This window comes from Leisingera sp. G5_S3_59_S7 (assembly GCF_054968485.1).
On the sequence record NZ_JBQKUH010000005.1, the window covers coordinates 32,731 to 58,173 of the forward strand.

General features: G+C 64.0%; 28 protein-coding genes. 14 read left to right on the forward strand and 14 right to left on the reverse strand.

The features are described from left to right. Positions 1 to 55: 55 nt before the first annotated feature. Positions 56 to 1,552, forward strand: coding sequence for a class I adenylate-forming enzyme family protein (locus ACTRWG_RS04390; protein WP_462829028.1), 1,497 nt, complete (start codon positions 56 to 58; stop codon positions 1,550 to 1,552). Between the two features lie 7 nt (positions 1,553 to 1,559). Here the strand turns inward: ACTRWG_RS04390 and ACTRWG_RS04395 are convergent, their stop codons facing one another. From ACTRWG_RS04395 to ACTRWG_RS04430, 8 genes are all read right to left on the reverse strand, one after another. After that, entirely contained in the window at positions 1,560 to 2,108 is a 549-nt protein-coding gene (locus tag ACTRWG_RS04395; protein ID WP_462829029.1) for a helix-turn-helix transcriptional regulator, read from the reverse strand. After that, positions 2,108 to 2,647 carry a cytochrome b/b6 domain-containing protein gene (locus tag ACTRWG_RS04400; protein ID WP_462829030.1) on the reverse strand — a complete coding sequence of 180 codons (540 nt, stop codon included), beginning with the start codon at positions 2,645 to 2,647 and terminating at the stop codon, positions 2,108 to 2,110. The genes ACTRWG_RS04395 and ACTRWG_RS04400 overlap by 1 nt, the downstream gene beginning before the upstream one ends. A gap of 61 nt (positions 2,648 to 2,708) precedes the next feature. Then, entirely contained in the window at positions 2,709 to 2,960 is a 252-nt protein-coding gene (locus ACTRWG_RS04405) for a PepSY domain-containing protein (protein WP_462829031.1), read from the reverse strand. A 288-nt stretch (positions 2,961 to 3,248) separates the two neighbouring features. Then, positions 3,249 to 4,004 (reverse strand): ABC transporter ATP-binding protein, encoded by a 756-nt coding sequence (locus tag ACTRWG_RS04410; RefSeq protein WP_027237956.1) that lies wholly within the window; start codon positions 4,002 to 4,004, stop codon positions 3,249 to 3,251. 12 nt (positions 4,005 to 4,016) lie between these two features. Further along, the gene (locus ACTRWG_RS04415) at positions 4,017 to 4,772 is read right to left on the reverse strand and encodes an ABC transporter ATP-binding protein (RefSeq protein WP_027237955.1); all 756 of its coding nucleotides are present in this window, start codon (positions 4,770 to 4,772) and stop codon (positions 4,017 to 4,019) included. Positions 4,773 to 4,784: 12 nt separating this feature from the next. After that, positions 4,785 to 5,987 (reverse strand): branched-chain amino acid ABC transporter permease, encoded by a 1,203-nt coding sequence (locus ACTRWG_RS04420; protein ID WP_027237954.1) that lies wholly within the window; start codon positions 5,985 to 5,987, stop codon positions 4,785 to 4,787. 3 nt (positions 5,988 to 5,990) lie between these two features. Further along, a complete protein-coding gene (locus ACTRWG_RS04425; RefSeq protein WP_027237953.1) occupies positions 5,991 to 7,013 on the reverse strand; it encodes a branched-chain amino acid ABC transporter permease in 1,023 nt (340 codons plus the stop codon). Positions 7,014 to 7,144: 131 nt separating this feature from the next. Next, positions 7,145 to 8,491, reverse strand: coding sequence for a substrate-binding protein (locus ACTRWG_RS04430; protein ID WP_027237952.1), 1,347 nt, complete (start codon positions 8,489 to 8,491; stop codon positions 7,145 to 7,147). A gap of 231 nt (positions 8,492 to 8,722) precedes the next feature. Here ACTRWG_RS04430 and ACTRWG_RS04435 point away from each other — a divergent pair, with 231 nt between their 5' ends. The 5 genes from ACTRWG_RS04435 to ACTRWG_RS04455 all read left to right on the forward strand — a co-directional run bounded on the left by ACTRWG_RS04435 (position 8,723) and on the right by ACTRWG_RS04455 (position 14,917). Beyond that, the gene (locus ACTRWG_RS04435; RefSeq protein ID WP_462829032.1) at positions 8,723 to 10,021 is read left to right on the forward strand and encodes a short-chain fatty acyl-CoA regulator family protein; all 1,299 of its coding nucleotides are present in this window, start codon (positions 8,723 to 8,725) and stop codon (positions 10,019 to 10,021) included. A gap of 92 nt (positions 10,022 to 10,113) precedes the next feature. Then, entirely contained in the window at positions 10,114 to 10,494 is a 381-nt protein-coding gene (locus ACTRWG_RS04440) for a response regulator transcription factor (RefSeq protein ID WP_027237950.1), read from the forward strand. After that, complete coding sequence (locus tag ACTRWG_RS04445) at positions 10,491 to 10,859, forward strand: hypothetical protein (RefSeq protein WP_051357886.1); 369 nt, start codon at positions 10,491 to 10,493, stop codon at positions 10,857 to 10,859. The genes ACTRWG_RS04440 and ACTRWG_RS04445 overlap by 4 nt, the downstream gene beginning before the upstream one ends. Continuing rightward, positions 10,859 to 13,537, forward strand: a complete 2,679-nt coding sequence (locus ACTRWG_RS04450) for an ATP-binding protein (protein ID WP_027237949.1) — start codon at positions 10,859 to 10,861, stop codon at positions 13,535 to 13,537. Before ACTRWG_RS04445 ends, ACTRWG_RS04450 begins: the two co-directional genes overlap by 1 nt. 84 nt (positions 13,538 to 13,621) lie before the next feature. Then, complete coding sequence (locus tag ACTRWG_RS04455) at positions 13,622 to 14,917, forward strand: FliM/FliN family flagellar motor switch protein (protein WP_027237948.1); 1,296 nt, start codon at positions 13,622 to 13,624, stop codon at positions 14,915 to 14,917. Positions 14,918 to 15,113: 196 nt separating this feature from the next. On the opposite strand, the gene ACTRWG_RS04460 is transcribed toward ACTRWG_RS04455, so the two are convergent. The 4 genes from ACTRWG_RS04460 to ACTRWG_RS04475 are packed head-to-tail and all read right to left on the reverse strand — an operon-like array spanning position 15,114 to position 17,309. After that, positions 15,114 to 15,539 carry a protein tyrosine phosphatase family protein gene (locus ACTRWG_RS04460; RefSeq protein ID WP_027237947.1) on the reverse strand — a complete coding sequence of 142 codons (426 nt, stop codon included), beginning with the start codon at positions 15,537 to 15,539 and terminating at the stop codon, positions 15,114 to 15,116. An 11-nt stretch (positions 15,540 to 15,550) separates the two neighbouring features. Next, positions 15,551 to 15,985 (reverse strand): DUF6691 family protein, encoded by a 435-nt coding sequence (locus ACTRWG_RS04465; RefSeq protein WP_209320224.1) that lies wholly within the window; start codon positions 15,983 to 15,985, stop codon positions 15,551 to 15,553. Next, positions 15,985 to 16,413, reverse strand: coding sequence for a YeeE/YedE family protein (locus tag ACTRWG_RS04470; RefSeq protein WP_027237945.1), 429 nt, complete (start codon positions 16,411 to 16,413; stop codon positions 15,985 to 15,987). The genes ACTRWG_RS04465 and ACTRWG_RS04470 overlap by 1 nt, the downstream gene beginning before the upstream one ends. 32 nt (positions 16,414 to 16,445) lie before the next feature. After that, the gene (locus ACTRWG_RS04475; protein WP_027237944.1) at positions 16,446 to 17,309 is read right to left on the reverse strand and encodes an MBL fold metallo-hydrolase; all 864 of its coding nucleotides are present in this window, start codon (positions 17,307 to 17,309) and stop codon (positions 16,446 to 16,448) included. A gap of 289 nt (positions 17,310 to 17,598) precedes the next feature. Between ACTRWG_RS04475 and ACTRWG_RS04480 the strand changes: the two genes are divergently transcribed. Beyond that, positions 17,599 to 17,814: a hypothetical protein gene (locus ACTRWG_RS04480; RefSeq protein ID WP_008556452.1), complete on the forward strand. Its 216-nt coding sequence runs from the start codon at positions 17,599 to 17,601 to the stop codon at positions 17,812 to 17,814. 42 nt (positions 17,815 to 17,856) lie between these two features. Here the strand turns inward: ACTRWG_RS04480 and ACTRWG_RS04485 are convergent, their stop codons facing one another. Further along, positions 17,857 to 18,075 (reverse strand): hypothetical protein, encoded by a 219-nt coding sequence (locus ACTRWG_RS04485; RefSeq protein ID WP_027237943.1) that lies wholly within the window; start codon positions 18,073 to 18,075, stop codon positions 17,857 to 17,859. Between the two features lie 194 nt (positions 18,076 to 18,269). Here ACTRWG_RS04485 and ACTRWG_RS04490 point away from each other — a divergent pair, with 194 nt between their 5' ends. Beyond that, the gene (locus ACTRWG_RS04490; protein WP_008553759.1) at positions 18,270 to 18,533 is read left to right on the forward strand and encodes a DUF2312 domain-containing protein; all 264 of its coding nucleotides are present in this window, start codon (positions 18,270 to 18,272) and stop codon (positions 18,531 to 18,533) included. Positions 18,534 to 18,626: 93 nt separating this feature from the next. On the opposite strand, the gene ACTRWG_RS04495 is transcribed toward ACTRWG_RS04490, so the two are convergent. Next, positions 18,627 to 20,021, reverse strand: coding sequence for a hypothetical protein (locus tag ACTRWG_RS04495; protein WP_462829033.1), 1,395 nt, complete (start codon positions 20,019 to 20,021; stop codon positions 18,627 to 18,629). A gap of 233 nt (positions 20,022 to 20,254) precedes the next feature. Between ACTRWG_RS04495 and ACTRWG_RS04500 the strand changes: the two genes are divergently transcribed. From ACTRWG_RS04500 to ACTRWG_RS04525, 6 genes are all read left to right on the forward strand, one after another. Then, positions 20,255 to 21,664, forward strand: coding sequence for a UbiA family prenyltransferase (locus ACTRWG_RS04500; RefSeq protein ID WP_027237941.1), 1,410 nt, complete (start codon positions 20,255 to 20,257; stop codon positions 21,662 to 21,664). Beyond that, positions 21,661 to 22,080 carry a GtrA family protein gene (locus ACTRWG_RS04505; protein WP_027237940.1) on the forward strand — a complete coding sequence of 140 codons (420 nt, stop codon included), beginning with the start codon at positions 21,661 to 21,663 and terminating at the stop codon, positions 22,078 to 22,080. The genes ACTRWG_RS04500 and ACTRWG_RS04505 overlap by 4 nt, the downstream gene beginning before the upstream one ends. Then, positions 22,077 to 23,405 (forward strand): FAD-binding oxidoreductase, encoded by a 1,329-nt coding sequence (locus ACTRWG_RS04510; protein ID WP_462829034.1) that lies wholly within the window; start codon positions 22,077 to 22,079, stop codon positions 23,403 to 23,405. The genes ACTRWG_RS04505 and ACTRWG_RS04510 overlap by 4 nt, the downstream gene beginning before the upstream one ends. Next, the gene (locus tag ACTRWG_RS04515) at positions 23,402 to 24,139 is read left to right on the forward strand and encodes an SDR family oxidoreductase (protein WP_462829035.1); all 738 of its coding nucleotides are present in this window, start codon (positions 23,402 to 23,404) and stop codon (positions 24,137 to 24,139) included. Before ACTRWG_RS04510 ends, ACTRWG_RS04515 begins: the two co-directional genes overlap by 4 nt. A 119-nt stretch (positions 24,140 to 24,258) precedes the next feature. Further along, entirely contained in the window at positions 24,259 to 24,657 is a 399-nt protein-coding gene (locus ACTRWG_RS04520) for a RidA family protein (protein WP_027237937.1), read from the forward strand. 88 nt (positions 24,658 to 24,745) lie between these two features. Further along, positions 24,746 to 25,387, forward strand: a complete 642-nt coding sequence (locus tag ACTRWG_RS04525) for a cupin domain-containing protein (protein ID WP_027237936.1) — start codon at positions 24,746 to 24,748, stop codon at positions 25,385 to 25,387. Positions 25,388 to 25,443: the final 56 nt, after the last annotated feature.

Here is a 25,443-nt window from a genome sequence, read left to right on the forward strand (position 1 = left end):
GCTGCCGTTGCGTGCCACGTTGCGCGCTGCGGGGCAAGCGGGAGAGGGCAAGCAAATGAACATAGCGGTGTGGCTGCAGCGGACGGCGGCGGCAGAGGGCGGGCGGCCTGCGTTGTATCTGGGGCAGGTGATGGTTGCGGATTACGCCGGGTTCCATGCGCAGGCGGCTTCAGTGGCAGGCTGGCTGCAAGCCCAGGGCATTTCAGCGGGTGACCGTGTTGGCATCTTTATGAAGAACTGTCCGGATTACATGATTGCGCTTTATGGCATCTGGTATGCCGGCGCGGCCGCAGTGCCGGTCAATGCCAAGCTGCATGGCAAGGAAGCGGAGTTCATTCTTGAGAACTCCGGCACCGGGATCGTGTTCACGTCGCCGGGGCTGACAGAAGCCGTCGAAGAGACCGGAGCCGCCGTGCGCTGTGTGGATATCACCGGTGCGGATTATGCGGCGGCCTTGCAGGTGGAGCCGGTGGCGGATCCCGCGCCGCGCCTGCCGGAAGATCTGGCCTGGCTGTTCTACACCTCCGGCACAACCGGGCGGCCCAAAGGGGTAATGATCACCCACCGGATGCTGATGAACATGGCCATCGCCTATTTCGCGGATGTCGATCAGGTGAGCGCGGAAGATCACGCGCTTTATGCAGCGCCGATGAGCCATGGCGCGGGGATCTATGCAATCCAGCATGTGTTGGCGGGCGCGCGCCACGTCTGTCCGGCCTCGGGAGGCTTTGACGAGGCGGAGATTTTTGATCTGGCGGCGCATTTTACCCGCGTCCACATGTTCGCAGCGCCCACCATGGTCACGCGCATGACGGCTGAGGCAAAGCGGCTGGGCCACAGGGGCGAGGGGCTGCGCACCGTGGTTTATGCCGGCGGGCCGATGTATGCCGCCGATATCATCGAAGCGGTGGAGCATTTCGGCCCGGTCTTCGTCCAGGTTTACGGCCAGGGGGAATGCCCGATGGCGATCACGGCGCTGCCGCGCCACGACGTGCAGGACCGCACGCATCCGCGCTGGCGCGAGCGGCTGGCCAGCGTCGGCCGGGCGCAGAGCGTGGTGGAGGTGCGGATCGGCACACCGGACGGTGAGTTTCTGCCCGCAGGCAGCCACGGCGAGATCATGGTGCGCGGCGATGCGGTGATGCCGGGCTATTGGCAGAACCCGGAAGCCACAGAGAAGACATTGGTCGATGGCTGGCTGATGACGGGCGACATGGGGGTCATGGACGAAGACGGCTATCTGACGCTGCAGGACCGTTCCAAGGACATGATCATCACCGGCGGCTCCAACGTCTATCCGCGCGAGGTGGAGGAGGTGCTGCTGATGCATCCGCAGGTGCGCGAGGTCTCGGTGGTGGGCCGGCCTCATGCCGATTGGGGCGAGGAGGTGGTGGCCTTTGTCGTGGGGGATGCGCCGGAGGCGGAACTGGATACGCTGTGCAACAGCCGGATAGCGCGGTTCAAGCGGCCCAAAGCCTATATCCGCATCGGCGCGCTGCCCAAGAACAATTACGGCAAGGTGCTGAAGACCGAGCTGCGGAAGATGGTCTGACGGCAGCTCAGGCCGGGCGGGCGGCGGCGCCTTCGCCGCGGTCAGTCTGGCGTTGTCCCATCATCGTGTCGATCAGCAGGCTCATCAGTTCGGCCCGGTTGGCGGTGCCGGATTTACGGTAGATCGCATTCAGCTGTGCCTTAACGGTGCCCTCGGCACTGCCGCGCATGGCGGCGATTTCGGCGGTGCTGAGGCCCTTGACCAGGAAATTGGCCACATCCAGCTCGGCGGGTGTCAGGCCCCAGGCGGCAAATTCTGCGTTGATCACGTCCTGCACTGCGGCTTGGGCGGCGCTCAGGCTTTCCTCCAGATGCGCCTTGCGGCGCAGCAGCCACATCAGAATACGGGTTTCAATCACGATGGCCGCGATCAGCGCCAGCGCGGCAAGCCCTTCGATATAGGTGTGGCTGCGTTCGCCGGCTTCAGCCTCGCCGGCCTCCAAGCCGCTGAGATCCGCAATCACATCCCCAAGAAAGACCGCCGCGCAGATGGCTTGCACGGCGATCACGGCAATCAGGACCCAAGGCTGGGCGGGGCCGTTAGGGGTGTGGTGCATCAGGGGCTCTCTCTGCGGGCTTCGGGCACCTCCTTGTAGCCAGTGACCATCGCGCGCGCCAGATTGACTTTGGTCCGGCCGCTTTCGAACAGCACCGCTGTCACGTGCAGCACAATGGAAATCTCCGCCCAGGAGACCAGTGCCTCGTGCAGCTCTTCGGGCCATTCAACGCCCCAGAACCGGGTGGTCGTCATCAGATAACCGGTGAGGGCGATGCCGCTGATCGTCAGCAGCAGGTTGTAGATCATCAGCGCGCCCAGCGGAGAGTGGCCGGGTTGCCGGCGGATCCGTCCCGTGGCGATATCGCTCAGCTGTCCGGCTGCGGCGCCGGCATCGGGCGGAAAGCTGGAAAACCGCGCATGGCGGCTGCCGATAAGGCCCCAGATCACCCGGGTGCCGATCAGCGCGGCAATGGCGTAGCCGATGTATCCGTGAAGATTGCCCTCCGGGGCGGTGAGCAGCGCGTTGGCGGCAAAGCCCGCGGCCAGAGACCAGTGAAACAGCCGGACCACAGGGTCCCAGACGTATGTGCGGTGCATGTCAGCCCTCCTGTCAAAGCGGGCGCCGGGAGTTGGCGCCCGGTGCGTTGTTCCGTTGGGCTCAGTCGTTCTCTTCGATCTTCACCACTTCGATCTTGTCGTTCAGATAGACCTCGTACTTTTTGCCGTCCTTCAGGGCATAGGCCTCGTACAGGCCGTCTTCGGTTTCGATCTTGCGCACCTCATAGCCCTGGCCGGTCAGCAGTTCGCGGATCTTGGCCTGGGTTTCGGCACCAGGTGTGCCGTCGGAAGCAAATGCCGCGGCAGCGGGCAGGGCAAATGCAAGCGCGAGGAGTTTCAGCGAATGGCGCATTGAGTATCCTTTCTGTGTCCTGTCAGAGGCCGCACCGGAATGGCACAGGCCGTGGCAGAGACATCGCGGCTGGAGCGGCGGGAAAGAATAGGCGCCGGGTTGGAAAAACGCAGAAACCGGGGGCGTATAACCGGGGTTTGTTGCGGGACAAACTGATGTTTTGAGCGCGCAGACACTGCTGCTGCCCCGCAAAATAAAAAGAGGCCAGCCCAGGGAAGAGCCGGCCTCAGTCTGCCAACGTCGGCGCGGGTGGCCGGCAAGACGGAGATAAATATTTTGGGGTGCTCCTCAGATCGCCAGGTATTCGGCGCGCAGCTCCTCGTTTTCCAGGACCTCGGCGGCGGTGCCGTCAAAGACGATGCCGCCGGTATCGAGGATCACCGCACGGTCCGCCAGTTCCAGGGCGCGGACCGCGTTCTGCTCGACAATGATGGTTGTCATGCCCTGTTCCTTGATGTGGATGAGGGTCTTTTCGATCTCGTCCACGATCACCGGGGCAAGACCCTCGTAGGGTTCATCCAGCAAAAGCACCTTGATGTCGCGGGCCAGCGCCCGGGCTATGGCCAGCATCTGCTGCTCACCGCCCGAGAGCGTCACGCCCTCCTGCTTGCGCCGCTCGCCCAGGCGCGGGAACAGGTCGTAAAGCCGCTCCAGCGACCAGCCGATGGGCGGGGCGATCTGTGCCAGCTGCAGGTTCTCCTCTACCGTCAGGCCGGGGATGATGCGGCGGTCTTCGGGCACCAGGCCCAGACCCTCGGCAGCGGCCTCATAGGATGTCATCTTGTGAAGCGGCTTGTGGTCCAGCCAGATCTCGCCCCGTGTCACCATGGGGGAGCCGGTGCGGGCGATCGAGCGCAGGGTCGAGGTCTTGCCCGCGCCATTGCGGCCCAGCAGTGCCAGGATTTCGCCCTCATGGACGTTAAAGTTGATGCCCTGCACGATATAGCTCTCGCCGTAGTAGGCATGCACATCCCAGACCGAGAGGAAGGCCGGGGCGGTCGTCGCCACGTTGGCGTGTTTGGAGAAATCGGGTTTCACATTCATGGTGTTTCTCCTTTACGCGCTTTCGCCCAGGTAGGCTTCGCGCACCTTCGGGTTGCCGCGGATGTTCTGCGGGTCGTCCTCCACCAGCGGGGTACCCTGGGCCAGCACGGTGATCCGGTTGGCGAGGCTGAACACAACATGCATGTCGTGTTCGATGATGGCGATGGTGATGTCGCGCTCGTCGCTGATCTGTTTCAGCAGGTCGATGGTGTTGTTGGTGTCGGCCCGCGCCATGCCGGCGGTGGGCTCGTCCAGCAGCAGCAGGCGCGGCTCTTGCGACAGGCACATGCCGATCTCCAGCCGCCGCTTGTCGCCGCGGGACATGGCGGCGGCGTGCATGTGCCGCTTGTCCGCCATGTTCATCTCTTCCAGCATATGCTCGGCCTTCTGCAGGATGTCCTTCTGCTTCAGCACCGCGGACAGGGCGTTCAGCTCAAACGCGCCGTCCCGTTTGGCGAAGCAGGGGATCATCATGTTTTCCAGCACCGTCAGATCGCCAAAGATTTCCGGCGTCTGGAACACGCGGCTGATGCCCATCTGGTTGATCTCATAGGGCGCGCGGCCCAGCACCGACTGGCCGTCGAACATGACCGAGCCTGTGTCGGGGATCAGTTTGCCCACCAGGCAGTTGAGCAGGGTGGACTTGCCCGCGCCGTTCGGCCCGATGATCGCATGGACCGAGTTTTCCTGAACGCTGAGGTTCACGTCGGACAGCGCCTGCAGGCCGCCGAACCGTTTCCCCACGTCTTTGACTTCAAGGATACCCATTGTTCTGTCTCCTTATTCCGCGGGGTTGGTTTCGCCGGAGGCTTTGCTGTCCTTGGCCTTGCGGCCGCTGAGCCAGCCCTTGATCCGCTGGCCGCCCTCAACCAGGCCGCCGGGCAGGAAGATCACCACCAGCATGAACAGGATGCCCAGCGTCAGGTGCCAGCCCTTGCCGATGAAAGGGTGGATCAGGAAGACCACTGCGTCCTCCATTCCATCGGGCAGGAAGCTGAACCAGCTGTGCAGCACGTTGTCGTTGATCTTGGAGAAGATGTTCTCGAAGTACTTGATGAAACCTGCGCCCAGCACCGGGCCGATCAGCGTGCCGGCACCGCCCAGGATGGTCATCAGAACCACTTCGCCGGAGGCGGTCCACTGCATCCGCTCAGCGCCTGCCAGCGGGTCCATCGAGGCCATCAGACCGCCTGCAAGGCCAGCATACATGCCGGAGATCACAAAGGCCGCCAGCGTGTAGGGCCGGGTGTTGAGGCCGGTGTAGTTCATCCGCTGCTGGTTCGATTTCACCGCCCGCAGCATCATGCCGAAGGGCGAGCGGAAGATGCGGATCGACAGATAGAAGGCGGCCAGCATGATCAGCGCGCACAGGTAGTAGCCTGCGTTGAACTGGAACGCCCAGGGGCCGACGGCCAGCTCAAAGGTGGAGCGCATTTCCAGCCCGAACAGGTTGGTCACGGGGATCGAGCCGTCCGCAGTGGCAGAGACGCCCAGGATGCGGGGATCTTCCAGCGTCAGCTGCAGTCCGGTCTCGCCGTTGGTGATTGGTGTCAGCACCGAATAGGCGAGGTTGAAGGACATCTGTGCGAAGGCCAGCGTCAGGATCGAGAAGTAGATGCCGGAGCGGCGCAAGCTGACAAAGCCGATCAGCAGCGCAAAGAGGCCCGCGACAATGACCGACAGCACAATTGCCGGGATCACGTTCATACCGATGAGCTTGAACATCCAGACGGCGGAGTAGGAGCCGGCCCCGAGGAAGGCCGCATGGCCGAACGACAGGTAGCCGGTGAGGCCAAACAGGATGTTGAAGCCGATGGCGAAGATCCCGAAGATCACGAAACGCTGCATCAGATCCGGATAGCCCGCGTTGAACTGCGCCATGGCGCTTCCGGTTGGGAAGGGGTTCAGGATGAAGGGCGCAAACAGCGTCAGGATGGCGACGATGATCAGCAGGGATGTGTCTTTTTTGTCCAGTCCGAACATGTCTTAGTCCTCCATCACGCCTTTGCGGCCCATCAGGCCCCGCGGGCGGGTCAGCAGAATGATGATTGCGACCACATAGATGATGATCTGGTCGATGCCGGGGATCAGAGACTTGATCTCATTCATCGAGGCAAAGCTCTCCAGAACACCCAGCAGGAAGCCAGCCAGCACCGCGCCGGGCAGGGAGCCCATGCCGCCGACGACCACCACCACGAAGCTGAGGACCAGGAAGTCCATGCCCATGTGATAGTTGGGCGAGTTGATCGGCGTGTACATGACGCCGGCCAGGCCGGCGACCGCGGCGGCGATGCCGAACATGATGGTAAAGCGGCGGTCGATGTTGATGCCCAGAAGGCCCACGGTCTCGCGGTCGGCCATACCGGCCCGCACCACCATGCCGAAGGTGGTGAACTGCAGGAAGCTGAAGATGCCGCCGATGATCAGCACCGCAAAGAAGAAATAGACAACGCGCCAGACCGGATAGATGATGTCCATGCCGATCACGGCGCCCAGGTTCATCACCCCGTTCAGCGCGTCCGGCGCCGGGGTCTGGATCGGGTTGGCGCCGTAGAAATACTTGACCACTTCCTGCAGCACGATGGCGAGGCCGAAGGTCACCAGGATCTGGTCTGCATGGGGGCGCTTGTAGAAATGCTTGATCAGCCCGCGCTCCATCACATAGCCGACGCCGATCATGATCGGGATCGCAAAGAGGATCGCCAGCGGAACCGCCCAGTCGATGATGGCACCGCCGAACTCGGGGCCGAACCAGGCCTCGACATAGGGGGTCTTCACCTTCAGCGGGTTGCCGAGGAAGTCTGTCTGGGTCTCGTCGACCACTTCAAAGCTGAGGTTCAGAATGCGCTGCAGGGTGACGGCGCAGAAGGCGCCGATCATGAACAGGGCCCCATGGGCAAAGTTCACCACGCCCAGCGTGCCGAAAATAAGTGTCAATCCCAGCGCGATCAGCGCATAGGCCGAGCCCTTGTCGAGCCCGTTCAGGATTTGCAGGAGAATGGCGTCCATGGGTCCCACCGTTCGTCAGGTCAGGGATGGCCCGTCCGGCGGGGGAGCGGACGGGCCGGTTGGGGCAGCCGGAGTCCGGCTCGGACTCCGGCCCGGAATTTTTCAGAAAATTCCGGTGCCCTGCGGCTGGCTTATGCGCCCGGGTTGCAGGCGCCCAGGTTGCCGCCAGCGAACATCGGGTGATCGGGGGCGTATTCCACCTGTGCCCGCGGAGTGACCTCGACAACTTCCAGCAGGTCGAATTCCGAGGTCGGGTTCTCTTTGCCGCGCACCACCAGGACATCCTTGAAGCACTGGTGGTCTTCGGCGCGGTAGAGGGTCGGACCGTTGCCCAGACCGTCGAACTCATAGCCCTCCAGCGCTTCCACAACCGCACAGGGGTTGAAGCTGCCTGCGCGCTCGACCGCGTCCGCATAAAGCAGGGTCTGCACATAGCAGGTGTGCGCGGCCTGGCTCGGCGGGAAGCCGTATTTCGTGCCGAAGGACTTCACAAAGGCCTTGGAGCCTTCATCCTGCAGTGTCCAGTGCCAGTTGGTGGAGCCGTGAATGCCCTTCACGTTTTCGCCGGCGCCCTTCGCCATCAGGCGGGAGTAGAGCGGCACCACGATTTCGAAGTTCTTGCCGTTGACGACCTTTTCGCGCAGGCCGAACTGCACCGCGTTGGTCAGCGAGTTCACCATGTTTCCGCCATAGTGGTTCAGCACCAGCACGTCGGCGCCCGAGTTCAGAACCGGCGCGATATAGGAGGAGAAGTCGGTGGCTGCCAGCGGGGTGCGGACCTTGTTCACGGTCTGCCAGCCCAAGGCCTCGGTGGCCGCGGCGATCGATTCTTCCTGGGTCCAGCCCCAGGTGTAGTCCGCGGTCAGGTGATAGGCGGTGCGGTCGGTGCCATAGAGGTTCTTCAGCACCGGCGCCAGCGCCGCGCCCGACATATAGCCGTTGAAGAAATGGCGGAAGCCGTTGGCCTTCTTGTCCTTGCCGGTGGTGTCGTTGGAATGGGTGAGGCCAGCCATGAAGATCACGCCTGCCTCCTGGCAGAGACCCTGCACGGCGATGGCAACGCCGGAGGAGGAGCCGCCGGTGATCATCACCGCGCCGTCCTTTTCGATCATCGACTTGGCAGAGGCGCGGGCGGCGTCGGATTTGGTCTGGGTGTCGCCGGTCACGTATTCCACCTTCTTGCCCAGGATACCGTTGCCCTGCAGCGCCTTGGAGCTGAAGGTGTTCATCATGCCGCCGTCGCCGCCGCCGTTCAGGTGCTCGACCGCCAGCTCATAGGCGCGCAGCTCGTCGGCGCCTTCGTCGGCATAGGGGCCGGTTTGCGGCACGTTGAAGCCCAGAGTGACGGTGCTGCCGGTTGGTTCGTTGGTAAAGGCGGCTGCGGAAGAGGCGGTGAAGATGGTTGGCAGCGCCACACCGGCGCCTGCGATTGCGCCGGTCTTGATGAGACCACGGCGCGAAACGTCAAATTTAGACATGTATTCCTCCCTAATATGATTGGTGCCTTGCAGCTCCTCACTTCTGCGCGGTACCAGCACTTTGCGTGCAAAATCAGTATGAGAGCGTCATGTAAACCCAAGCAATAAAACCCTTTTGCAGCTTGAAAATTCTGTAAATAAATGAACAATATTTCGTGGCGTTCTGTAAACAAACTTATATTGCGTTGCAGAAAGCCATTGAATTGGAAGTGTTTTGGGAGGCCAGCCTGAATGGCACGCGACACCCTCACTGGCAGCCGGATCCGCGAGCGCAGGCTCATCCTTGGGGTGCGTCAGGCTGAATTGGCGCGGGAAGCAGGGATTTCAGCCTCTTATCTCAACCTGATCGAGCACAACCGGCGCAGAATCGGCGGCAAGCTGCTGGTGGATATTGCCGGGGTTTTGGGGGTCGAACCCTCGATGCTGAGCGAAGGGGCGGAGGCTGCGCTGATCTCCACCCTGCGGGAGGCGGCGGCGGACAGCGGCGTGCCGGTGGCAGAGCTGGACCGGGTGGATGAATTCGCCGGCCGCTTCCCGGGCTGGGCCGAGGTGCTGGCGTCCGGTCACCGCCGCATCGCCACGCTGGAGCGCACGGTTGAGACACTCTCAGACCGGCTGACCCATGACCCGAACCTGGCGGCCTCGGTGCATGAGGTGCTGTCAACCGCAGCGGCGATCCGCTCCACCGCGTCGATCCTGGCGGAAACCGGCGAATTGGAGCCGGAATGGCGCGACCGCTTCCACAAGAACCTTAATGAGGATTCGCTGCGCCTGTCGGAAAGCAGCCGGGCGCTGGTCAGCTTTCTGGATGAGGGCGACACCGGCGAGGACCGCCGCGGCATGCCGCAGGAGGAGGCCGAGGCCTTCCTGCAGGCCAGCGGCTTCCATTTTCCGGAGCTGGAGGAAGGCACCGCGGCGCCGCAGGATCTGGTGCAAGACGCTCCGGAGCTGGTCAGCGAAGCCGCCCGCAGCCTGGCCCGCTCCGCGCTGGAGCAATATCAGGCGGATGCCCGAGCCATGCCGCTGCCGGCAATAGCGCGGGAGATCCGTTCCGGCGGGCTGGACCCGGTGGCGCTGGCGCAGCATTTCGGCTGCGAGCTGCCAGCGGTGCTGCGGCGGCTGGCAGCGCTGCCCGAGGACGTGCTGGGGCGGGAAGCCGGGCTGGTGATCTGCGATGCCTCCGGCACCCTGTTGTTCCGCAAACCGGTCACCGGCTTTGCCATGCCGCGGTTCGGAGCGTCCTGCCCGCTGTGGCCGCTGTACACCGCGCTGGTGCGGCCGCATGTGCCGGTGCGGCGCAATGTGGTGCAGCAGGGGCGCAATGCCGCCGCCTTTGACTGCATGGCGGTGGCCTGGCCGTTGCAGATGCCGGATTTCGGAGCCGATCCCCTGTACCGTGCGGTGATGCTGATCCTTCCGGACGGGCAGGAGGCGCAGGACCCGCAGCCGGTCGGAGCCAGCTGCCGGATCTGCCCGCGCCAGGGCTGTCCGGCCCGGCGCGAGCCGTCGATCCTGAAGGAAGAGTTTTGACAGCCGCAGGGCCGCGGGGCTAACCTGCGCAAAAAGGAATGCGTGCCCGCACCGGCCTGGCCGGCAGGGAGCGCCGGGAGGAAATTCTGCTGATGGGCAGGCATGTTGTACTGATCGAAGATGAGCCGAATATCACCGAGGCCATCCGGTTTCTGCTGATCCGCGACGGGTGGAGCGTGGATGCCCATACCGATGGCGCCACCGCAGTGGAGGTGATCCGGGATGCCAATCCGGATCTGGTGATTCTCGATCTGATGCTGCCCGGTAAAAGCGGGCTGGAGATCGTCCGCGAACTGCGCGCCGAGGCTGCGATGCAGAAACTGCCGGTGCTGATGCTGACCGCCCGCGGCCAGATGCGGGACCGCGAGATGGCCGAAAAAGCGGGCGTCAGCCGCTTCATGACAAAACCCTTTTCCAATGCCGAGGTGCTGACCGCAGTGCGCGACCTGCACGCCCAGGCCGGGCAGGGATGACCCGGGACGGCGGCCCCAGAGAGCAAACGGGCACCCGCGCGGAGCGCCAGACCTACCGCCGCCGCCGCCTGATGGACATCGCCCGGCTGCTGCCGGTGCTGGGGGTGCTGCTGCTGGCGCTGCCGCTGCTCTGGCCCGAAGCCTCGACTCATCCGGCGGCACGGGATGGGGTCAGCATGTCGTCGGCCATCATCTATGTGTTTGCGGTCTGGATCGGGCTGATCGGCGCCTGTGTCGCCTTCAGCCTGACGGTGCAGCGGTGGGCCGACCACTGGACCGGCGGCGGGCCGGACGGGGCAGAGCTGCCCGGTGACCGGCCCGATGACAGGTCCGAAGACAGGCCCGAAGGCGGGGAGAACGGCTGATGGCTTCCCTGAATGTGCTGGCCTTTGTCTGCCTTGCCTATGTGGCCTTTCTGTTCTTCATCGCCTTCTGGGCCGACCGGATGGCCACCCGCGGCCGCAGTGCAGCGTGGATGCGCTCGCCGCTGATCTACACGCTGTCGCTGTCGGTCTACTGCACCGCCTGGACCTTTTACGGTGCGGTCGGCTATGCGGCGCGCTCGGGGCTGGAGTTTGTGACCATCTACCTTGGCCCTTCGCTGGTGATGATCGGCTGGTGGTGGGGCCTGCGCAAGCTGGTGCGGATCGGGCGCAGCCAGCGCATCACCTCCATCGCCGACCTGATATCTTCGCGCTATGGCAAGTCGAACCTGCTGGCCACCGGGGTGACCATCCTCGCGGTGATCGGCGTCACCCCCTATATCTCGCTGCAGTTGCAATCGGTTACCCTGTCCTTTGCCATCTTTGCCGAGGCCGATCCGCTGCGCGGCTACAACGAGACCTCGACCGTGTTCTGGGTGGCCGCCGGGCTGGCAGTGTTTGCAATCCTGTTCGGCACCCGCAACCTCAACGCCAACGAGCGCCACCACGGGGTGGTGACCGCCATTGCGCTGGAGGCAATCGTCAAGCTGGCGGCGCTGCTGGCAGTAGGCGTGTTTGTGGTCTGGGGCGTGGCGGGCGGCGTCGGCGGAACGCTGCAGCGCATTGATGCCTCGCAGATCGGCCAGTGGAACGTGGACGGCAGCCGCTGGGCGACCATCACCTTCCTGGCCGCTGCCGCCTTTGTCTGCCTGCCAAGGATGTTCCAAGTGATGGTGGTCGAGAATGAGGACGAGCGCCACCTGCGCATTGCTTCCTGGGCCTTCCCGGCCTACCTGCTGCTGATTTCGATGTTCGTGGTGCCGATTGCCGTCGTCGGGCTGGAGCTGCTGCCCGCGGGGGCCAACCCGGACATGTTTGTGCTTACGGTTCCCCTGCAGCAGGGGCAGCAGGGGCTGGCGGTGCTGTCGTTCCTGGGCGGGTTCTCCTCCGCGACGTCGATGGTGATCGTGGCAGCTATGGCGCTGTCCACGATGGTGTCAAACCATATCGTGATGCCGGTCTGGCTGCGGCTGCAAAGCCGCCGCGCCTCGGTCTCGGGCGATGTGCGCGACGTGGTGCTGTTCTCCCGCCGGGTGTCGATCGCGGTGATAATGGCGCTGGGGTATTTCTACTATCACCTGTCCGGCGGCGCCGCGGCGCTGGCGGCCATCGGCCTGATCTCCTTTGCCGGGGTGGCACAGATCCTGCCCGCACTCGTCGGCGGGCTGTTCTGGCGCGGCGCCACCCGCTCTGGCGCCCTGGCCGGGCTCACCGTGGGTTTTGCCATCTGGCTCTACACCATGCTGCTGCCCGCGCTCGGTGGCGGGCTGCTGCCGGAGCACATTTTGCGCGACGGCCTCTTTGGCCTTGCCTGGCTTCGCCCGGAGGCGCTGTTCGGAATTGAGGGCCTGGACCCGACGGTTCACGCGGTGATGTGGTCGATGAGCCTCAATGCCTTGGCCTTCTGCCTTGTGTCGCTGATGAGCTTCCCCAGCCCGCTGGAGAGGCTGCAGGGGGCGCAATTCGTCAATGTCTTCGACCATTCCGCCGGCCCACGCGGCTGGACCGGCTCGGTCGCGCAATCCGAAGACCTGATGATCATGTCGCAGCGGATCCTCGGCGCGCAGGAGGCGCAGGCGTTCTTCCAGCGCGAGCGGCTGCGCCAGGGCGGCCGCGGCCCGCTGCCGGAGCCGACGCCTGCCTTCCTGGAGCGGCTGGAACGCGAGCTCAGCGCCTCCATCGGCGCCGCGGCGGCGCATGCGATGATTGGACAGATCGTCGGCGGCTCCTCGGTCTCGGTGCAGGATCTGCTGGCGGTGGCGGATGAGACAGCGCAGATGCTGGAGTATTCCAGCCGCCTTGAGGCGCAGTCGGCAGAGTTGACAGCAACGGCGCGCAAGCTGCGGGAAACAAACGAAAAGCTCACCCAGCTTTCTGAACAGAAGGACGCCTTTCTCAGCCAGGTGAGTCACGAGCTGCGCACGCCGATGACCTCGATTCGGGCCTTTTCGGAAATCCTGCGCGATGACGGCCAGCTGAGCCCGCAGGACCAGCGCCACTATGCCGGGATCATCCATGACGAGACGCTGCGGCTGACCCGGTTGCTGAACGACCTCCTGGACCTCAGCGTGCTGGAGAACGGCCAGGTGAGCCTCAACATGACGGCGGGAACCCTGCCGGAGGTGCTGGACCATGCGGTTGCCGCGGCGCTGGCGGGGTCGGACCGGCCGCTGCAAGTGAATCGCAGCCCCAAGGCGGAGGCGTACCGCATTTCCTCGGACCTCGACCGGCTGGCGCAGGTGTTCATAAACCTGATCGCCAATGCCCAGAAATACTGCGACGCGGAAGAACCTGAGCTGACCATTGCCACCACTGTATCCGGCGGCCAGCTGCACATCGACTTCACGGATAACGGCAGCGGCGTGCCCGCGGATTTCCAGCAAATGATTTTCGAGAAGTTCTCCCGCGTCAGCCCCGAGCGCGCGGGCGGGGCGGGGCTTGGCCTGGCAATCTGCCGCGAGGTCATGCAGCGGCTCGGCGGCGATATCTGCTACTTGCCGGGACATAGCGGCGGCGCTTTCCGGGTTTCCTTACCCGCTGCAGGCGAAAAGGCGGCGTAACCTGCTGTGAGGTACAGGAGTTGTTAACCTCCTTTCGGGTAAAACCGGGGAAACGGGACGCGTATGGGGCAGGTTGAACAGCCTATGTCTGAGACAGAAGCAGCACAGGCGGGCAGCGGTAAGCAGAGTGTGCTTGCACGCAAGCTGGCAGCAACCAAGGAAGGCGCAGGGGCAATCAACAGCTCCTTGACGCTGAAAGCGTTGCGCCGTTCCGTTGCGCGCGCGGCCGCGGATCTGTGTGAGCTGCCGATGGCAGTGCTGGCGGCCCGGCAGTGCAACCGGATCTCAGAGGATCTTGCCCAGCATCTGTCAGACAAAGACCTGCTGGTGGTGCTGGACTGCCCCAACGGCCGGATGGGTGCGGCCAGCATGGACGCGGCCACAGTGACTGCGCTGATCCAGCAGCAGACCATCGGTGCGGTGATCGGCAAGGCGCCGGACGAACGGCTTTACACCCCCACCGATGCTGCAATGACCGCCGAGTTTCTGGAGCGTACCTTTGCCAAGGTTATGTCGATGCTGGACGGCCACGCGGATCAGGCCATCTTCTCCGGCTACCGCTTTGGCGCGCAGGTTGAGAACGTGCGCAGCCTGGTGCTGGGGATGGAGGCTGAGGATTACCGGGTGATCGAGCTGACGCTGGATCTGGCCTGCGGCGCCATGCAGGGGGTTATGAAACTGATCCTGCCGGAGCCCACTGCGGAGGAGCTGCAGGAAGGCCAGGGCAGCGGTGCCCAGGGTCCGTCTTTGGGCCGCAACCTCGATTCGATCCGCGCCGAGCTGACCGCGGTTCTGTGCAAGATGCGGGTGCCGCTGCGCGACTTTGCCGGCCTCAAGGTTGGCGACACACTGCCGTTGGATCAGGCTTTCCTTTATGAAACCGACCTGCTGAGCATCGGTGGCAAGCCGGTGGCACAGGGACGGCTGGGGCAGATGAACGGATCCCGTGCGGTCCGTCTGAACCAGCCCGGATCCAGACCGGCCGGCGATGGCAGTGGCGACGGAATGGCCTTTTCCGACGGGGGCGGCATGGATGCGATGCCGGACGCCCCGCCGGCGCTTGGCATGGGTATTGCCGACCAGGGGCTGCAGGACCCGATGGATGATGGCGGTCTGCCCGCGCTGGAAGCAGCGCCGGCGCTGGATGGCGGCGGCATGGGCGGTATGGACAGCGGGCTGGATGGCTTGGATCTGTCCGGACTCGACGGCGATGGCGGACTGGGCATGGATGGTCTGGACGGCGGGCTGCCGGATCTTCCCGATTTGCCGGATCTGCCTGACTTGCCTGCCGCAGGTCTCGGCGATTTCGAAGCTGATGACGCGGCGGCAGAAATCTCGCAGCTGGCCGGACTGGACAGCGCGCTAACGGAAAACGGCTGACAGCAGGCTTGAAAACACCTGATTAAGTCGCAGTCTGCGCAGCTCCGAAAGAACTTGGCCACCCGTTGGCCTCAGCGCGGTCAACAGGTTGCTTTCAAGTCACGCTTTGCTTCCTGTGGAACCCCGTCTCTGGAGGCGGCTGCCAAGGGTTTGGATTGCCTGCCCGGCCAGGACAGGCACCCTTGCAGTCAAGACCTCAGCGGCTTGCCAGGGAGGCCAGCGCCGGGCGCAGCCCATCCAGCTGGTAGCCCGCCGTCGCGGTTTTTTGAAGAATGTCATCCGCGCTCATGTCGCTGGCTTGGCCCAGGGCCCAGACAACCGAACAGCGCGTGCCGGAGGCGCAGTAGGCCAGCACCGGGCCTTCGCTGCCCTCATACAGCTCCCGCTGCAACGCCACGTTTTCCGGTGTCATGGTCTGGTGGGTCAGGGGCAGGACCTCGAACCGCAGACCGGCGGCCTCCGCCGCGGAACGGATCGCGTCCGCCTGATGGCTGGGCGGCACTTCCTCGTCCGGGCGGTTGCAGATCACCATTTTATAGCCGGCGGCGGCAATGGCAGGCAGGTCCTCAGCCGAGATCTGCGGCGAGACCGAATAGCGGGGGGTGATTACGCGTGCATCCATGGGCCGAGTCCTTACGCGTTTGCGGCGCTCCGGTCCAGATGCCGGCTGACCCTTGGGGCGGCCAACATGCCGCAGGCCATAGCGGCCAGGAACAACGCGCCCTGCCAGCTGTTGTAGCTGAGCGAGGCCATCGCCGGGCCGGGGCAAAGGCCCACCAGACCCCAGCCGATGCCGAACAGCACCGATCCAAGGAGAAGCCGCCGGTCCAGCTCGGCTGAGGGTGGCGAAGGGAAGCTGCCGCCGGCAGCCGGTTTGCGCCCTTCGGTCAGCCGCCAGGCGAGCGCCATCGGCAGCAGCGCACCGCCCATCACGAAGGCCAGCGTGGGATCCCAATTGCCAAAGATATCCAGGAACCCCTGCACCTTGGCGGTGTCAGTCATCCCCGACAGCATCAGACCAGCCCCGAACAGGCTGCCTGCGGCCAGTGCCAGAAAAATCCGCAGCATCAGATCACCCCCAGAAGCTGGCGCAGCACCGCCAGAGTAAGGACGCCTGCCAGCATGAAAACGGCGGTGGCCGCAATCCCGCGCAGGGACAGGCGGGAAATACCGCAGACCCCGTGGCCGGAAGTGCAGCCGTTGGCAACCCGCGTGCCGATACCCACCAGCAACCCTGCAAGGACCAGAACCGCCGCATTGCTGGTGACATGGGTATCGGGGGTGCCGCCGGTCAGCAGCCCGATCAGCAGCGGCATGGCAATCACCCCGGCGATGAAGGCGGTCCGCTCAGCCGCGGTGTTGCGGCCGCTGCCGTCCAGCAGCCCGCCCAGGATGCCGCTGGCCCCCATGATCCGGCCGTTGCCAAGCAGGTAAACTGCGCCGCCAAGCCCGATCAGCAGGCCGCCGCCCAGTCCCCAAATCCAGTCTGCTTCCATTATATTTCCTTGGTCTTTCCCTGTGTGTCCGGTCAGATCTTGTTCACCGGGATTTTCAGGAACACATCGCCCTGGTTATCCGGCTCCGGCATCTGGCCTGCGCGCATGTTCACCTGCAGCGACGGCAGGATCAGCCGCGGCATCCCCAGCGTTGCGTCGCGGGCGTCGCGCATTTCGACGAATTCTTCGATGCTGCGGCCCGCGCCCACATGCACGTTCAGCGCCTTCTGCTCGCCCACGGTGGTTTCCCAGGCATAATCGTCGCGGCCCGGCGCCTTGTAGTCATGGCCGACGAAGATCCGGGTCTCGTCCGGCAGCGCCAGGATTTTCTGGATCGAGTTGAATAGATCGGCAGAAGACCCGCCGGGAAAGTCGCAGCGGGCGGTGCCGAAATCGGGCATGAACAGCGTATCGCCGACAAAAGCCGCGTCACCGATCACATAGGTGAGGCAGGCGGGCGTGTGGCCGGGCGTGTGCAGCACCTCGCCGCGCAGCTGGCCGATCATGAAGCTGTCGCCTTCGCGGAACAGCCGGTCGAACTGGCTGCCATCGCGCTGGAATTCGGTGCCTTCGTTGAAGATCTTGCCAAAGGTGTCCTGGACCACGGTGATCCGGTCGCCAATGCCGATTTTGCCCCCCAGCTGTTCCTGCAGATAGGGCGCGGCAGACAGATGGTCGGCATGGACATGGCTTTCCAGGATCCACTCCACCCGCAGCCCCTCTGCCTTGACCCAGGCGGCGATTGCGTCGGCGGATTCGGTGCTGGTGCGCCCGGCCGCGTGATCAAAATCCAGGACCGAGTCGATGATGGCGCAGGCCGCGCCTTGGCGCTCGCGCACTACGTAAGACACGGTGTTGGTGGCTTCGTCGAAAAAGGCTTTGACGGCGGGGGTCATCTGTCGGTCTCCCTGGCTTATGGGAATTCATATATTGATTTGAGAATGTGTTTCAAGGCCGCCGGAGTTCAAACCCGCGGGTGCAGGTAAATCATCGCAGCCGTCTGATTTGAGTCAAGGCGGGTGAAGCTGTGCCGCGCTAGCGTCGCCGGGCGCCAAGTAAAGCCGCATAAGCGGCAGCCTGCCGATAAAAATGCGTAAATTTGCGGCACGGTGGCCACATTCCGCGGGATTTCGTACTCCTGTTGCGAAATACTGTCACAATCGCAGGACGTAGGGAGGACTGCTCATGACAATGGAAGATCTGTTTCACACCGTCGAACAGCTGGAAACCAGAATTCAGAAAGAAACAGGTGCCGCCCGGCTGGCGATGCGCCCCGAATTCATCCGGCTGCTGGATCACATGCGCAAGAAGGGGGCTGAGGTGCCGCGCCGCTTCCGCCGTCTTGAGGCCGCGTTGTGCGAAGAGGCGGTGGAAGAGATGTTCGATAACATGCCCGTCTGACGGCCTGCCGGTCCTGCAGGGCCGGCAAACCCTTCCTGGGAGTCAGCCCAGGAAAATACCCACCATCACCAGCATCAGGCCCAGTACCGACAGCAGCAGGGCGCCCAGATTATAGGGCAGCACAGATTGCACCACAGCACGCAGCGCGTCATCATCCAGGTTTTGACGGCGGGCGCGTGCGACCTTGATGATGCACCAGACCAGCCCCAGCAGCCCTGCAACGGACAAGGCGGCTCCGGCCCAGACGATGAGATCGAACATTGGTGTGCTCCTGCAGGGTTTTACGCTCCGCCGCGCCTAGCCGATCCGCGCAGCGCGCGCAAGCCGCGCAGGCGCGGGCGCCGGTTTTTGCCGCTTCGCGCAGCTCTGCAGCTTTCCCTTCTTGCGGCGCGGCGGGCGGGACGCTATCCCCTTGCTCCGACAGCAACTGACAGCATGTGCCGACGGAGCCGCAGATGGATATCACCGAAGACGAAAAAAGCGAAAACTACCGTGTGACCGCTGGCGAACTGCGCCAGTTTATCGAGCGGTTCGAACGTCTGGACGAAGAGAAAAAGACGATCGCCGAGCAGCAGAAAGAGGTGATGGCCGAAGCCAAGGGGCGCGGCTACGACACCAAGGTGATGCGCAAGATCATCGCCCTGCGCAAGCGAGACGAAAACGACATCGCCGAAGAAGAGGCGGTGCTGGAAATGTACAAGGAAGCCCTGGGCATGTGAGCCGCGCGGGGTTTCGGCCCTGCCAGGGAATTTGCTGGCGCCGGGCGGGCAGCAGTGCCCCCGGCGCCAGTTTTGCATTGAGGTCACAGAAGCCTAGTGCGAGCTGCCCGGTGATGGCAGGTTATCAGCCCCGGCGCGTCCGCTCAGCCGCCTAAGGCGCCGGCCCGCCTCCAGCAGCACCACGGCATAAAGCCCCCAGAACAGCGGGTGCAGCGTGTAGCGCATACGCTCCTGCTCCGGCCCGTTCACCGCGTGTGCAACGCCGAGGAACAGCACTGCCGACAGCAGCATCACCTGAAAAAACGCCCGGCGCGCCGGATCACTGTCCCGGCGGGCAAGCTCCGCCAGTGCGATCAGCGCAAACAGGTTCAGCGCCAGCGTCAGGAACCGCGACAGGCTGGGGTCGATCACGATCTTGTTGTCTTCGGTCAGCACCCGCTTGGTGTCGGGCAGTTTGGGGAAACGGTCCCAGTTCAGCGGCGGAAAAAAGTATTCGTTCGGCCACAGCGACAGGCTGGTGAAGGCGCGCACCACCACGCCGGCGGCATACTGCAGGGGGCTGGCGGAAATCACCTGCAAGGACTTCTTCAGGCAGATTTTGGAATATTCGATCATCCGCGGATCGTTCAGGGCGCTGCCGGTATGCTGGCCGATCAGCCCGTGGGTTTCGGCGAAGATCTTGAAGGAACAGCCCTCGATCCGCTCCGGCGCCACTTGCGAGACATTCAGGCCCAGCCAGCTGCCGGAACTGAAGATGCCGAAAACCGCTTTGTTTTTGACCGACGGCAGCAGCGATACCGCCAGCGTCAGGGCCAGGATGGCGGCGCGGGCGGGGCCTGCGCCGGCCTTGTACAGCACCAGGCCGCCGACCAGCAGGATGTAGATCGGGTGAAACAGTGTCCAGGTCAGCGACAGGATCGCCAGACAGGTGCAGAACAACAGGAAATACAGCGTGCGGCGCGTTTTCAGCAGCAGCAGGACAAAGAGGCAGGACAGGGCAAAAAGCGCTGAGGTGAAATGGGCATAGAGGATGAAGTTCTCGTAGTAAAACACTGCCGGTGACAGCACATAGGCCAGTGGCAGCAGCCAGGCCATCCGCAGCGACGGGGTCAGCAGGCGCAGGGCAGCAAACATGCTGGCTGCGGTCACAATCGTCAGCAGCAGGTGGCTGCTCCAGATCAGCTGGATCATGCAGGCCTCCTGCACCTTGCAGGCCTTGGCGGCCAGTCCCAGCAGAAAGTTCCAGAACGGCGGCTGCGAGTGCAGGGTCATCAGCGCGTCCAGCAACCCGTCCTCCAGCTGCTGCACCGGCAGATGCTGGTACGCCCCGGACAGGTGAACCGGATCGGGGCGGATCTCCAGCAGCAACGCTGCCAGCGCTCTGCTCACCAGCACGGCCGCCGCTGCGGCAAGAGTGAAAACAGCGGTTTCGCGCAGCAGCGAAACCGGCCTGGGCGACGCGCCGGGAACGTGCGGGGGAGTTGTCATGTGCCGGACCTCAAATGTTTTTCCCGTCATACTAGAACCTTGTCGTGTAGGAAATTCCCCCGACCGGACAGCGGCCCCGGCGCAGGCAACGCTGCAACAGGCGCCCCGGCGCGGCCCAGTTGGCACCTAGCCAACAAGCGGAGCCGCTGGTACAAGCGGGGCAGGGACCAAAACCATCTTCCGGTTGACTTCATTTGACGAAAAATTCTTCGCTTCCGGCCGGGCAGCCCGGCGTGCTTGCCGTCGACCTGGATGGCACCCTGCTGCGCAGCAACATTCTGTATGAAAGCTTCTGGTCTTCCTTCGGGCGCGACTGGAAAAGCCCCTTTTCAGCGGCGGTTGCGCTGCTGAACGGCCGGGCGGCGCTGAAGCGGCACCTGGCTGGAACCTCGCGCATTGACGCGGCCAGCCTGCCTTATGATCCGGCGGTGATGGCGTATGTCCGGGACTGGCGGCAGCGGGGCGGCCAGACCGCGCTGGTCACCGCCAGCGACCAGTCCATCGCCGATCAGATCGCCGGCCATCTGGACCTGTTTGACGAGGTGCATGGCTCCAGCGGCACCGAAAACCTCAAAGGCCCGGTCAAGGCGGACTTCCTGCAAAGCCGGTTCGGGGCGGGCGGCTTTGCCTATATGGGAGATTCCGCTGCCGACCTGCCGGTCTGGCAGCTGGCGGCCAAGGCCGTCACCGTGAATGCCGCCCCGGCGCTGCGCCGGAAGGCAGAGCAAGCCGCCTCCGACACCGAACATCTGGAAACGGCGGAGCCCGCGCTGGCCGCGTATATCAAGGCGCTGCGGCCGCACCAGTGGCTGAAGAACATCCTGGTCTTCCTGCCGATGCTGGCCGCGCATCAACTGGACCTGACCACCCTGGTGCAATCGTTGCTGGCCTTCCTGTCGTTTAGCCTGATTGCCTCCAGCGTCTATGTGGTGAATGACCTTTTGGACCTCAACGCCGACCGCGCCCATCCGCGCAAGCGGTTCCGGCCCTTTGCCGCGGGCCGCATCCCGATTGAGCACGGCAGCTGGATGGCGGCGGCGCTGTTTCTGGGCGGTTTGGCGGCGGCGCTGCCGCTGGGCCTGCTGTTTGTTGGGATCATCCTGCTTTATTACGCGATGACAACGGCTTATTCGTTGCATTTCAAGCGGTTGATCGTGATGGACATCTGCCTGCTGGCCGGGCTTTACACTATCCGCATCGCGGCAGGCGCCGCCGCCACGGGGATTTCGCTGTCGGTATGGCTGCTGGCGTTTTCGATCTTTTTCTTCTTCTCGCTAGCCGCGGTGAAACGGCAGGCAGAGCTGGTCGACAGTGCCAAGCGCCAGCAGCTGACCGCCAAGGGGCGCGGCTACCACGTGAACGATCTGCCGGTGATCTCGATGATCGCCATCGCTGCGGGTTATGTCTCAGTGCTGGTTCTGGCGCTCTACCTCAACTCGCCTGCTGTGGCCGCGCTTTATACCACGCCGCAGGGGTTGTGGGGGATCTGCTGTGTGCTGCTCTATTGGATCACCAATACGGTGATGCTGGCCCACCGGGGGCAGATGCAGGACGACCCGGTGGTCTATGCGGCGCGCGACCGCGGCAGCCAGCTGTGCTTCCTGATCGCCCTGTCCTTTGCGGTCTGGAGCAGCGCGATATGACCCTGCAACAGCTCCTGGTCCGCTACACCGCCTTTGCGGCGGCTGCCACTGCGGTCAACCTCGCCACCCAGCGCGCGGTGTTGCAGCTGGGGGAGACCGGCGTATTTTTCACTGCCGCGATGGCTGCAGGCACCTTGGCCGGGCTGGTGGTCAAATACCTGCTCGACAAGCGCTGGATCTTTTTTGACCAGCAGGGCGGCCTGAAACACCAGGGCCGGACATTCCTGCTGTATTCGCTGATGGGCGTGGCGACCACGGCAGTGTTCTGGATCACCGAGACGCTGTTCTGGCTCACCTTTGGCACCGATGCGGCGCGCGAGGCCGGGGCGGTCCTGGGGCTGGTGGTCGGTTACATGGTGAAATACCAGCTTGACCGGCAATTCGTTTTCACTCGCCGCGCGGCGGAGGCGGAATGAGGGGGCTTTCCGGCTGGGGAAACTACCCGGTGTCGCAGGCGCAGCTGCTTGCGCCGCGCAGCGAAGCTGAGCTGAAACGGCTGATCACCGAAAGCCCCTCCGTCATCGCCCGCGGCAATGGCCGCGCCTATGGCGACAGCGCGGTTGGCGTCCCGACCACCCTGCATATGCGCCATTTCAACAAGATGATTTCCTTCGATGCCACGACTGGCCTGCTGGTGGCAGAAGGCGGCGTGCTGCTGGGCGATGTCATCTCTGCCTTCCTGCCACGCGGCTGGTTCCCGGCGGTGATGCCGGGCACCAAGTTCGTGACCCTGGGCGGCGCGATTGCCGCGGATGTGCATGGCAAGAACCACCACAAGGACGGCAGTTTCCGCAGCTGCCTGGACTGGGTCGAGGTGATGGGGCCGGACGGAACGGTCCGCCGCTGTTCTGCCCGGGAGAACAGCGAACTGTTCAACTGGACTGCGGGCGGCATGGGGCTCACAGGCGTGATCCTGCGCGCCGCCATCCGCCTGCGGCGTGTACCCTCCGCCTGGATCCGGCAACAGACAACACCGGCTGCAAACCTCGACGCGGCCATCGAAATCTTCGAACGCTCCGCCGATGCGACCTATTCCGTGGCCTGGATCGACTGTCTGGCGGGCGGGGACAAGCTGGGCCGGTCCCTGGTCATGCTGGGGGAACATGCCGGGCTGCAGGACTTGAGCTATGACCAGGCGGCGCAGCCCTTTGCCATTCCTCGCGCCAGCAGACGCACTGTACCGCCGGTGTTTCCGTCCTTTGCCCTAAACCGCTTCAGTGTTCGCGCCTTCAATGCCGCCTATTACTGGGCCGGGGCGCGCAAGGCCGGGCGGCAGATCACCGGTTATGACAGCTTCTTCTTTCCGCTTGATGCGCTCTTGGGCTGGAACCGGATCTACGGGCGCAAGGGCTTTGCCCAGTTTCAATGCGTGCTGCCGCTGGATAGCGCGCGGGCAGGCTTGCGTGCCTTGCTCAAGGCAATCTCTGCCGCCGGGCAGGGGTCCTTCCTGGCGGTGCTCAAACGGCTGGGGCCGCAGGACAGCCCGTTCTCCTTCCCGATGGAGGGCTACACGCTGGCGCTGGACTTCCCGGTCAACCGCCGCAGCCTGCAGCTGATGCAGGACCTCGACCGCATCACCATTGCCCACGGCGGCCGCTTTTATCTGGCCAAGGACAGCCGGATGAGCCGGGACACGCTGCGCGCCGCCGACCCCAGGGCCGCAGAGTACGCCGGGATGCGGCAAATGTCCGGGCTGCACCCCTCCTTTCAGTCCGCCCAGTCGCAAAGGCTCTCGCTATGACCAAATCCCCCGTTCTGATCCTTGGCGCCCGGTCCGACATCGGCCTGGCGGTGGCCCACGCCTATGCCGCGCAAGGCCACCCGGTGCAGCTGGCCGCCCGCAATGCGGGCAGTCTGGAAACCCGGAAGACCGACCTGGAGCTGCGCCACAGCGTGCCGGTCACCTTGCATGAATTCGACGCCTTGGAGCTGGAGGATCACGAACGCTTTGCCGATGCTCTGCCGGAGCTGCCGGGCATTGCCGTCTCCGCCATCGGCTTCATGGGGGAGCAGGGCGAAAGCGAAAACAGCCCCGCCGCCGCGGTTCAAGTGCTGCGCAGCAATTTCGAAGGCCCAGCCAGCATTCTGGCGGTTCTGGCCAGCCGGTTCGAACAGCGCGGCTCCGGCACGCTGGTCGGGATCAGCTCGGTCGCCGGAGACCGCGGCCGCGCCACCAATTATGTCTATGGCTCCGCCAAGGCCGGCTTCACCGCCTTTCTGTCCGGTTTGCGCAACCGGCTGGCCCGCAAGGGCGTGCATGTGGTCACTGTGCTGCCGGGCTTTGTCGCCACGCAAATGACCGAGGGCATGGACCTGCCGGAAAAGCTGACAGCCCAGCCCGAGGAGGTCGCCCGCGCCATTACCGATGCCACTGCCAAGCAGAAAAGCGTCGTTTATGTGCGGCCTGTCTGGCGGCTGATCATGCTGATCATCCGCAACATTCCGGAAGGCGTTTTCAAGAAGATGAGCATCTGACCCGGGCACGAACCAGGCGGCAATTCGGGGTTGCTTCAGGCTTATAAGTTTTAAGCTTGAAATAAATCCCGCTGCGGCGCTATTGTCAGCAGCAGGCGTTATCAGCAAAGGAGCCCCCCATGCCGGCCATCAGTGTGCATCCCGAAGGGTGGAAGCCCGCCAAAGGCTATGCCAACGGCATGATTGCAGAGGGCAAGCAGCTGTTTGTCGGCGGCCAGATCGGCTGGACTGCTGATCAGGTGTTTGAGGCGCAGGATTTCATCGGCCAGATGAGCCAGGCGCTGCGCAACATCCTGGAAGTGGTCGAGGCCGCGGGCGGCACCGCCCAGGACATCACCCGGCTGACCTGGTTCGTGACTGACAAGGCGGAATACCTTGCCCACCAGGCAGAGGTCGGCAAGGCCTACCGCGCGGTGATGGGCTATCACTTCCCGGCGATGACCATGGTTGTCGTGTCCGCGCTGGTTGAGGATGAGGCCAAGGTTGAGATCGAAGCCACCGCCGTGCTGCCCGGCTAAGCCTTCGGATTAAGCACGGTTTCGTGAGCACTCTTCCCTCTGCTTGGGTCAGCGGCCACATTGCTTGGCGCAGTCAGGGGAGAGAGACATGCGTATCAATGCCGACTTCACCAAACGCGCCGCGGTGCATTTCGAGGACACGCCCTGGGTGCCCAGCCCGGCACCGGGCGTAGAGCGCAAGATGCTTGACCGTATCGGCGAGGAAGTTGCCCGCGCCACCACCATCGTCCGCTTTGCGCCGGGGTCGGCGTTTGACCCGCATGTGCACGACGGCGGCGAGGAGTTTCTGGTGCTGGACGGCGTGTTTCAGGACGAGCATGGCGATTTCCCCGCAGGCTCCTATGTCCGCAACCCGCCCACCACCAGCCACACGCCCGCCGCGGCAGAGGGCGCGGTAATCCTGGTTAAGCTGCATCAGTTCGACCCCGCAGACCGCACCGAGGTCAAAATCCGCACCGATGACGGCGCCGCGCAGCAGCAGCTGTTTCAGGATGCGGTTGAGACGGTGACGCTGCAAACCTGGGCTCCCGATCAGGAAGTCAGCCTGGACGCACCCGGCGGGCTGGAGGTCTTTGTGGTCGAGGGCAGCTACAGCGAAAGCGGCGAGCAATTCTCCCGCTGGGACTGGCTGCGCCTGCCGCCCGGCAGCCGGTTTGACGCCGTAACCGGCCCGGATGGCGCCAAGGTCTGGATGAAAAGTGGTCACCTTGCACAAATGTCCGCTAAATAGGCACCGGTTCTTTTTAATTTGGAATCATGTTCTTGCATGCCGCTCCGGCTAGGGGC

Excerpts from the sequence above, each read along its gene's own strand:
- ACTRWG_RS04390 (WP_462829028.1), top strand. The coding sequence starts at position 56 with ATGAACATAGCGGTGTGGCTGCAGCGGACGGCGGCGGCAGAGGGCGGG.
- ACTRWG_RS04395 (WP_462829029.1), bottom strand. The coding sequence starts at position 2,108 with ATGCACCACACCCCTAACGGCCCCGCCCAGCCTTGGGTCCTGATTGCC.
- ACTRWG_RS04400 (WP_462829030.1), bottom strand. The coding sequence starts at position 2,647 with ATGCACCGCACATACGTCTGGGACCCTGTGGTCCGGCTGTTTCACTGG.
- ACTRWG_RS04405 (WP_462829031.1), bottom strand. The coding sequence starts at position 2,960 with ATGCGCCATTCGCTGAAACTCCTCGCGCTTGCATTTGCCCTGCCCGCT.
- ACTRWG_RS04410 (WP_027237956.1), bottom strand. The coding sequence starts at position 4,004 with ATGAATGTGAAACCCGATTTCTCCAAACACGCCAACGTGGCGACGACC.
- ACTRWG_RS04415 (WP_027237955.1), bottom strand. The coding sequence starts at position 4,772 with ATGGGTATCCTTGAAGTCAAAGACGTGGGGAAACGGTTCGGCGGCCTG.
- ACTRWG_RS04420 (WP_027237954.1), bottom strand. The coding sequence starts at position 5,987 with ATGTTCGGACTGGACAAAAAAGACACATCCCTGCTGATCATCGTCGCC.
- ACTRWG_RS04425 (WP_027237953.1), bottom strand. The coding sequence starts at position 7,013 with ATGGACGCCATTCTCCTGCAAATCCTGAACGGGCTCGACAAGGGCTCG.
- ACTRWG_RS04430 (WP_027237952.1), bottom strand. The coding sequence starts at position 8,491 with ATGTCTAAATTTGACGTTTCGCGCCGTGGTCTCATCAAGACCGGCGCA.
- ACTRWG_RS04435 (WP_462829032.1), top strand. The coding sequence starts at position 8,723 with ATGGCACGCGACACCCTCACTGGCAGCCGGATCCGCGAGCGCAGGCTC.
- ACTRWG_RS04440 (WP_027237950.1), top strand. The coding sequence starts at position 10,114 with ATGGGCAGGCATGTTGTACTGATCGAAGATGAGCCGAATATCACCGAG.
- ACTRWG_RS04445 (WP_051357886.1), top strand. The coding sequence starts at position 10,491 with ATGACCCGGGACGGCGGCCCCAGAGAGCAAACGGGCACCCGCGCGGAG.
- ACTRWG_RS04450 (WP_027237949.1), top strand. The coding sequence starts at position 10,859 with ATGGCTTCCCTGAATGTGCTGGCCTTTGTCTGCCTTGCCTATGTGGCC.
- ACTRWG_RS04455 (WP_027237948.1), top strand. The coding sequence starts at position 13,622 with ATGTCTGAGACAGAAGCAGCACAGGCGGGCAGCGGTAAGCAGAGTGTG.
- ACTRWG_RS04460 (WP_027237947.1), bottom strand. The coding sequence starts at position 15,539 with ATGGATGCACGCGTAATCACCCCCCGCTATTCGGTCTCGCCGCAGATC.
- ACTRWG_RS04465 (WP_209320224.1), bottom strand. The coding sequence starts at position 15,985 with ATGCTGCGGATTTTTCTGGCACTGGCCGCAGGCAGCCTGTTCGGGGCT.
- ACTRWG_RS04470 (WP_027237945.1), bottom strand. The coding sequence starts at position 16,413 with ATGGAAGCAGACTGGATTTGGGGACTGGGCGGCGGCCTGCTGATCGGG.
- ACTRWG_RS04475 (WP_027237944.1), bottom strand. The coding sequence starts at position 17,309 with ATGACCCCCGCCGTCAAAGCCTTTTTCGACGAAGCCACCAACACCGTG.
- ACTRWG_RS04480 (WP_008556452.1), top strand. The coding sequence starts at position 17,599 with ATGACAATGGAAGATCTGTTTCACACCGTCGAACAGCTGGAAACCAGA.
- ACTRWG_RS04485 (WP_027237943.1), bottom strand. The coding sequence starts at position 18,075 with ATGTTCGATCTCATCGTCTGGGCCGGAGCCGCCTTGTCCGTTGCAGGG.
- ACTRWG_RS04490 (WP_008553759.1), top strand. The coding sequence starts at position 18,270 with ATGGATATCACCGAAGACGAAAAAAGCGAAAACTACCGTGTGACCGCT.
- ACTRWG_RS04495 (WP_462829033.1), bottom strand. The coding sequence starts at position 20,021 with ATGACAACTCCCCCGCACGTTCCCGGCGCGTCGCCCAGGCCGGTTTCG.
- ACTRWG_RS04505 (WP_027237940.1), top strand. The coding sequence starts at position 21,661 with ATGACCCTGCAACAGCTCCTGGTCCGCTACACCGCCTTTGCGGCGGCT.
- ACTRWG_RS04510 (WP_462829034.1), top strand. The coding sequence starts at position 22,077 with ATGAGGGGGCTTTCCGGCTGGGGAAACTACCCGGTGTCGCAGGCGCAG.
- ACTRWG_RS04515 (WP_462829035.1), top strand. The coding sequence starts at position 23,402 with ATGACCAAATCCCCCGTTCTGATCCTTGGCGCCCGGTCCGACATCGGC.
- ACTRWG_RS04520 (WP_027237937.1), top strand. The coding sequence starts at position 24,259 with ATGCCGGCCATCAGTGTGCATCCCGAAGGGTGGAAGCCCGCCAAAGGC.
- ACTRWG_RS04525 (WP_027237936.1), top strand. The coding sequence starts at position 24,746 with ATGCGTATCAATGCCGACTTCACCAAACGCGCCGCGGTGCATTTCGAG.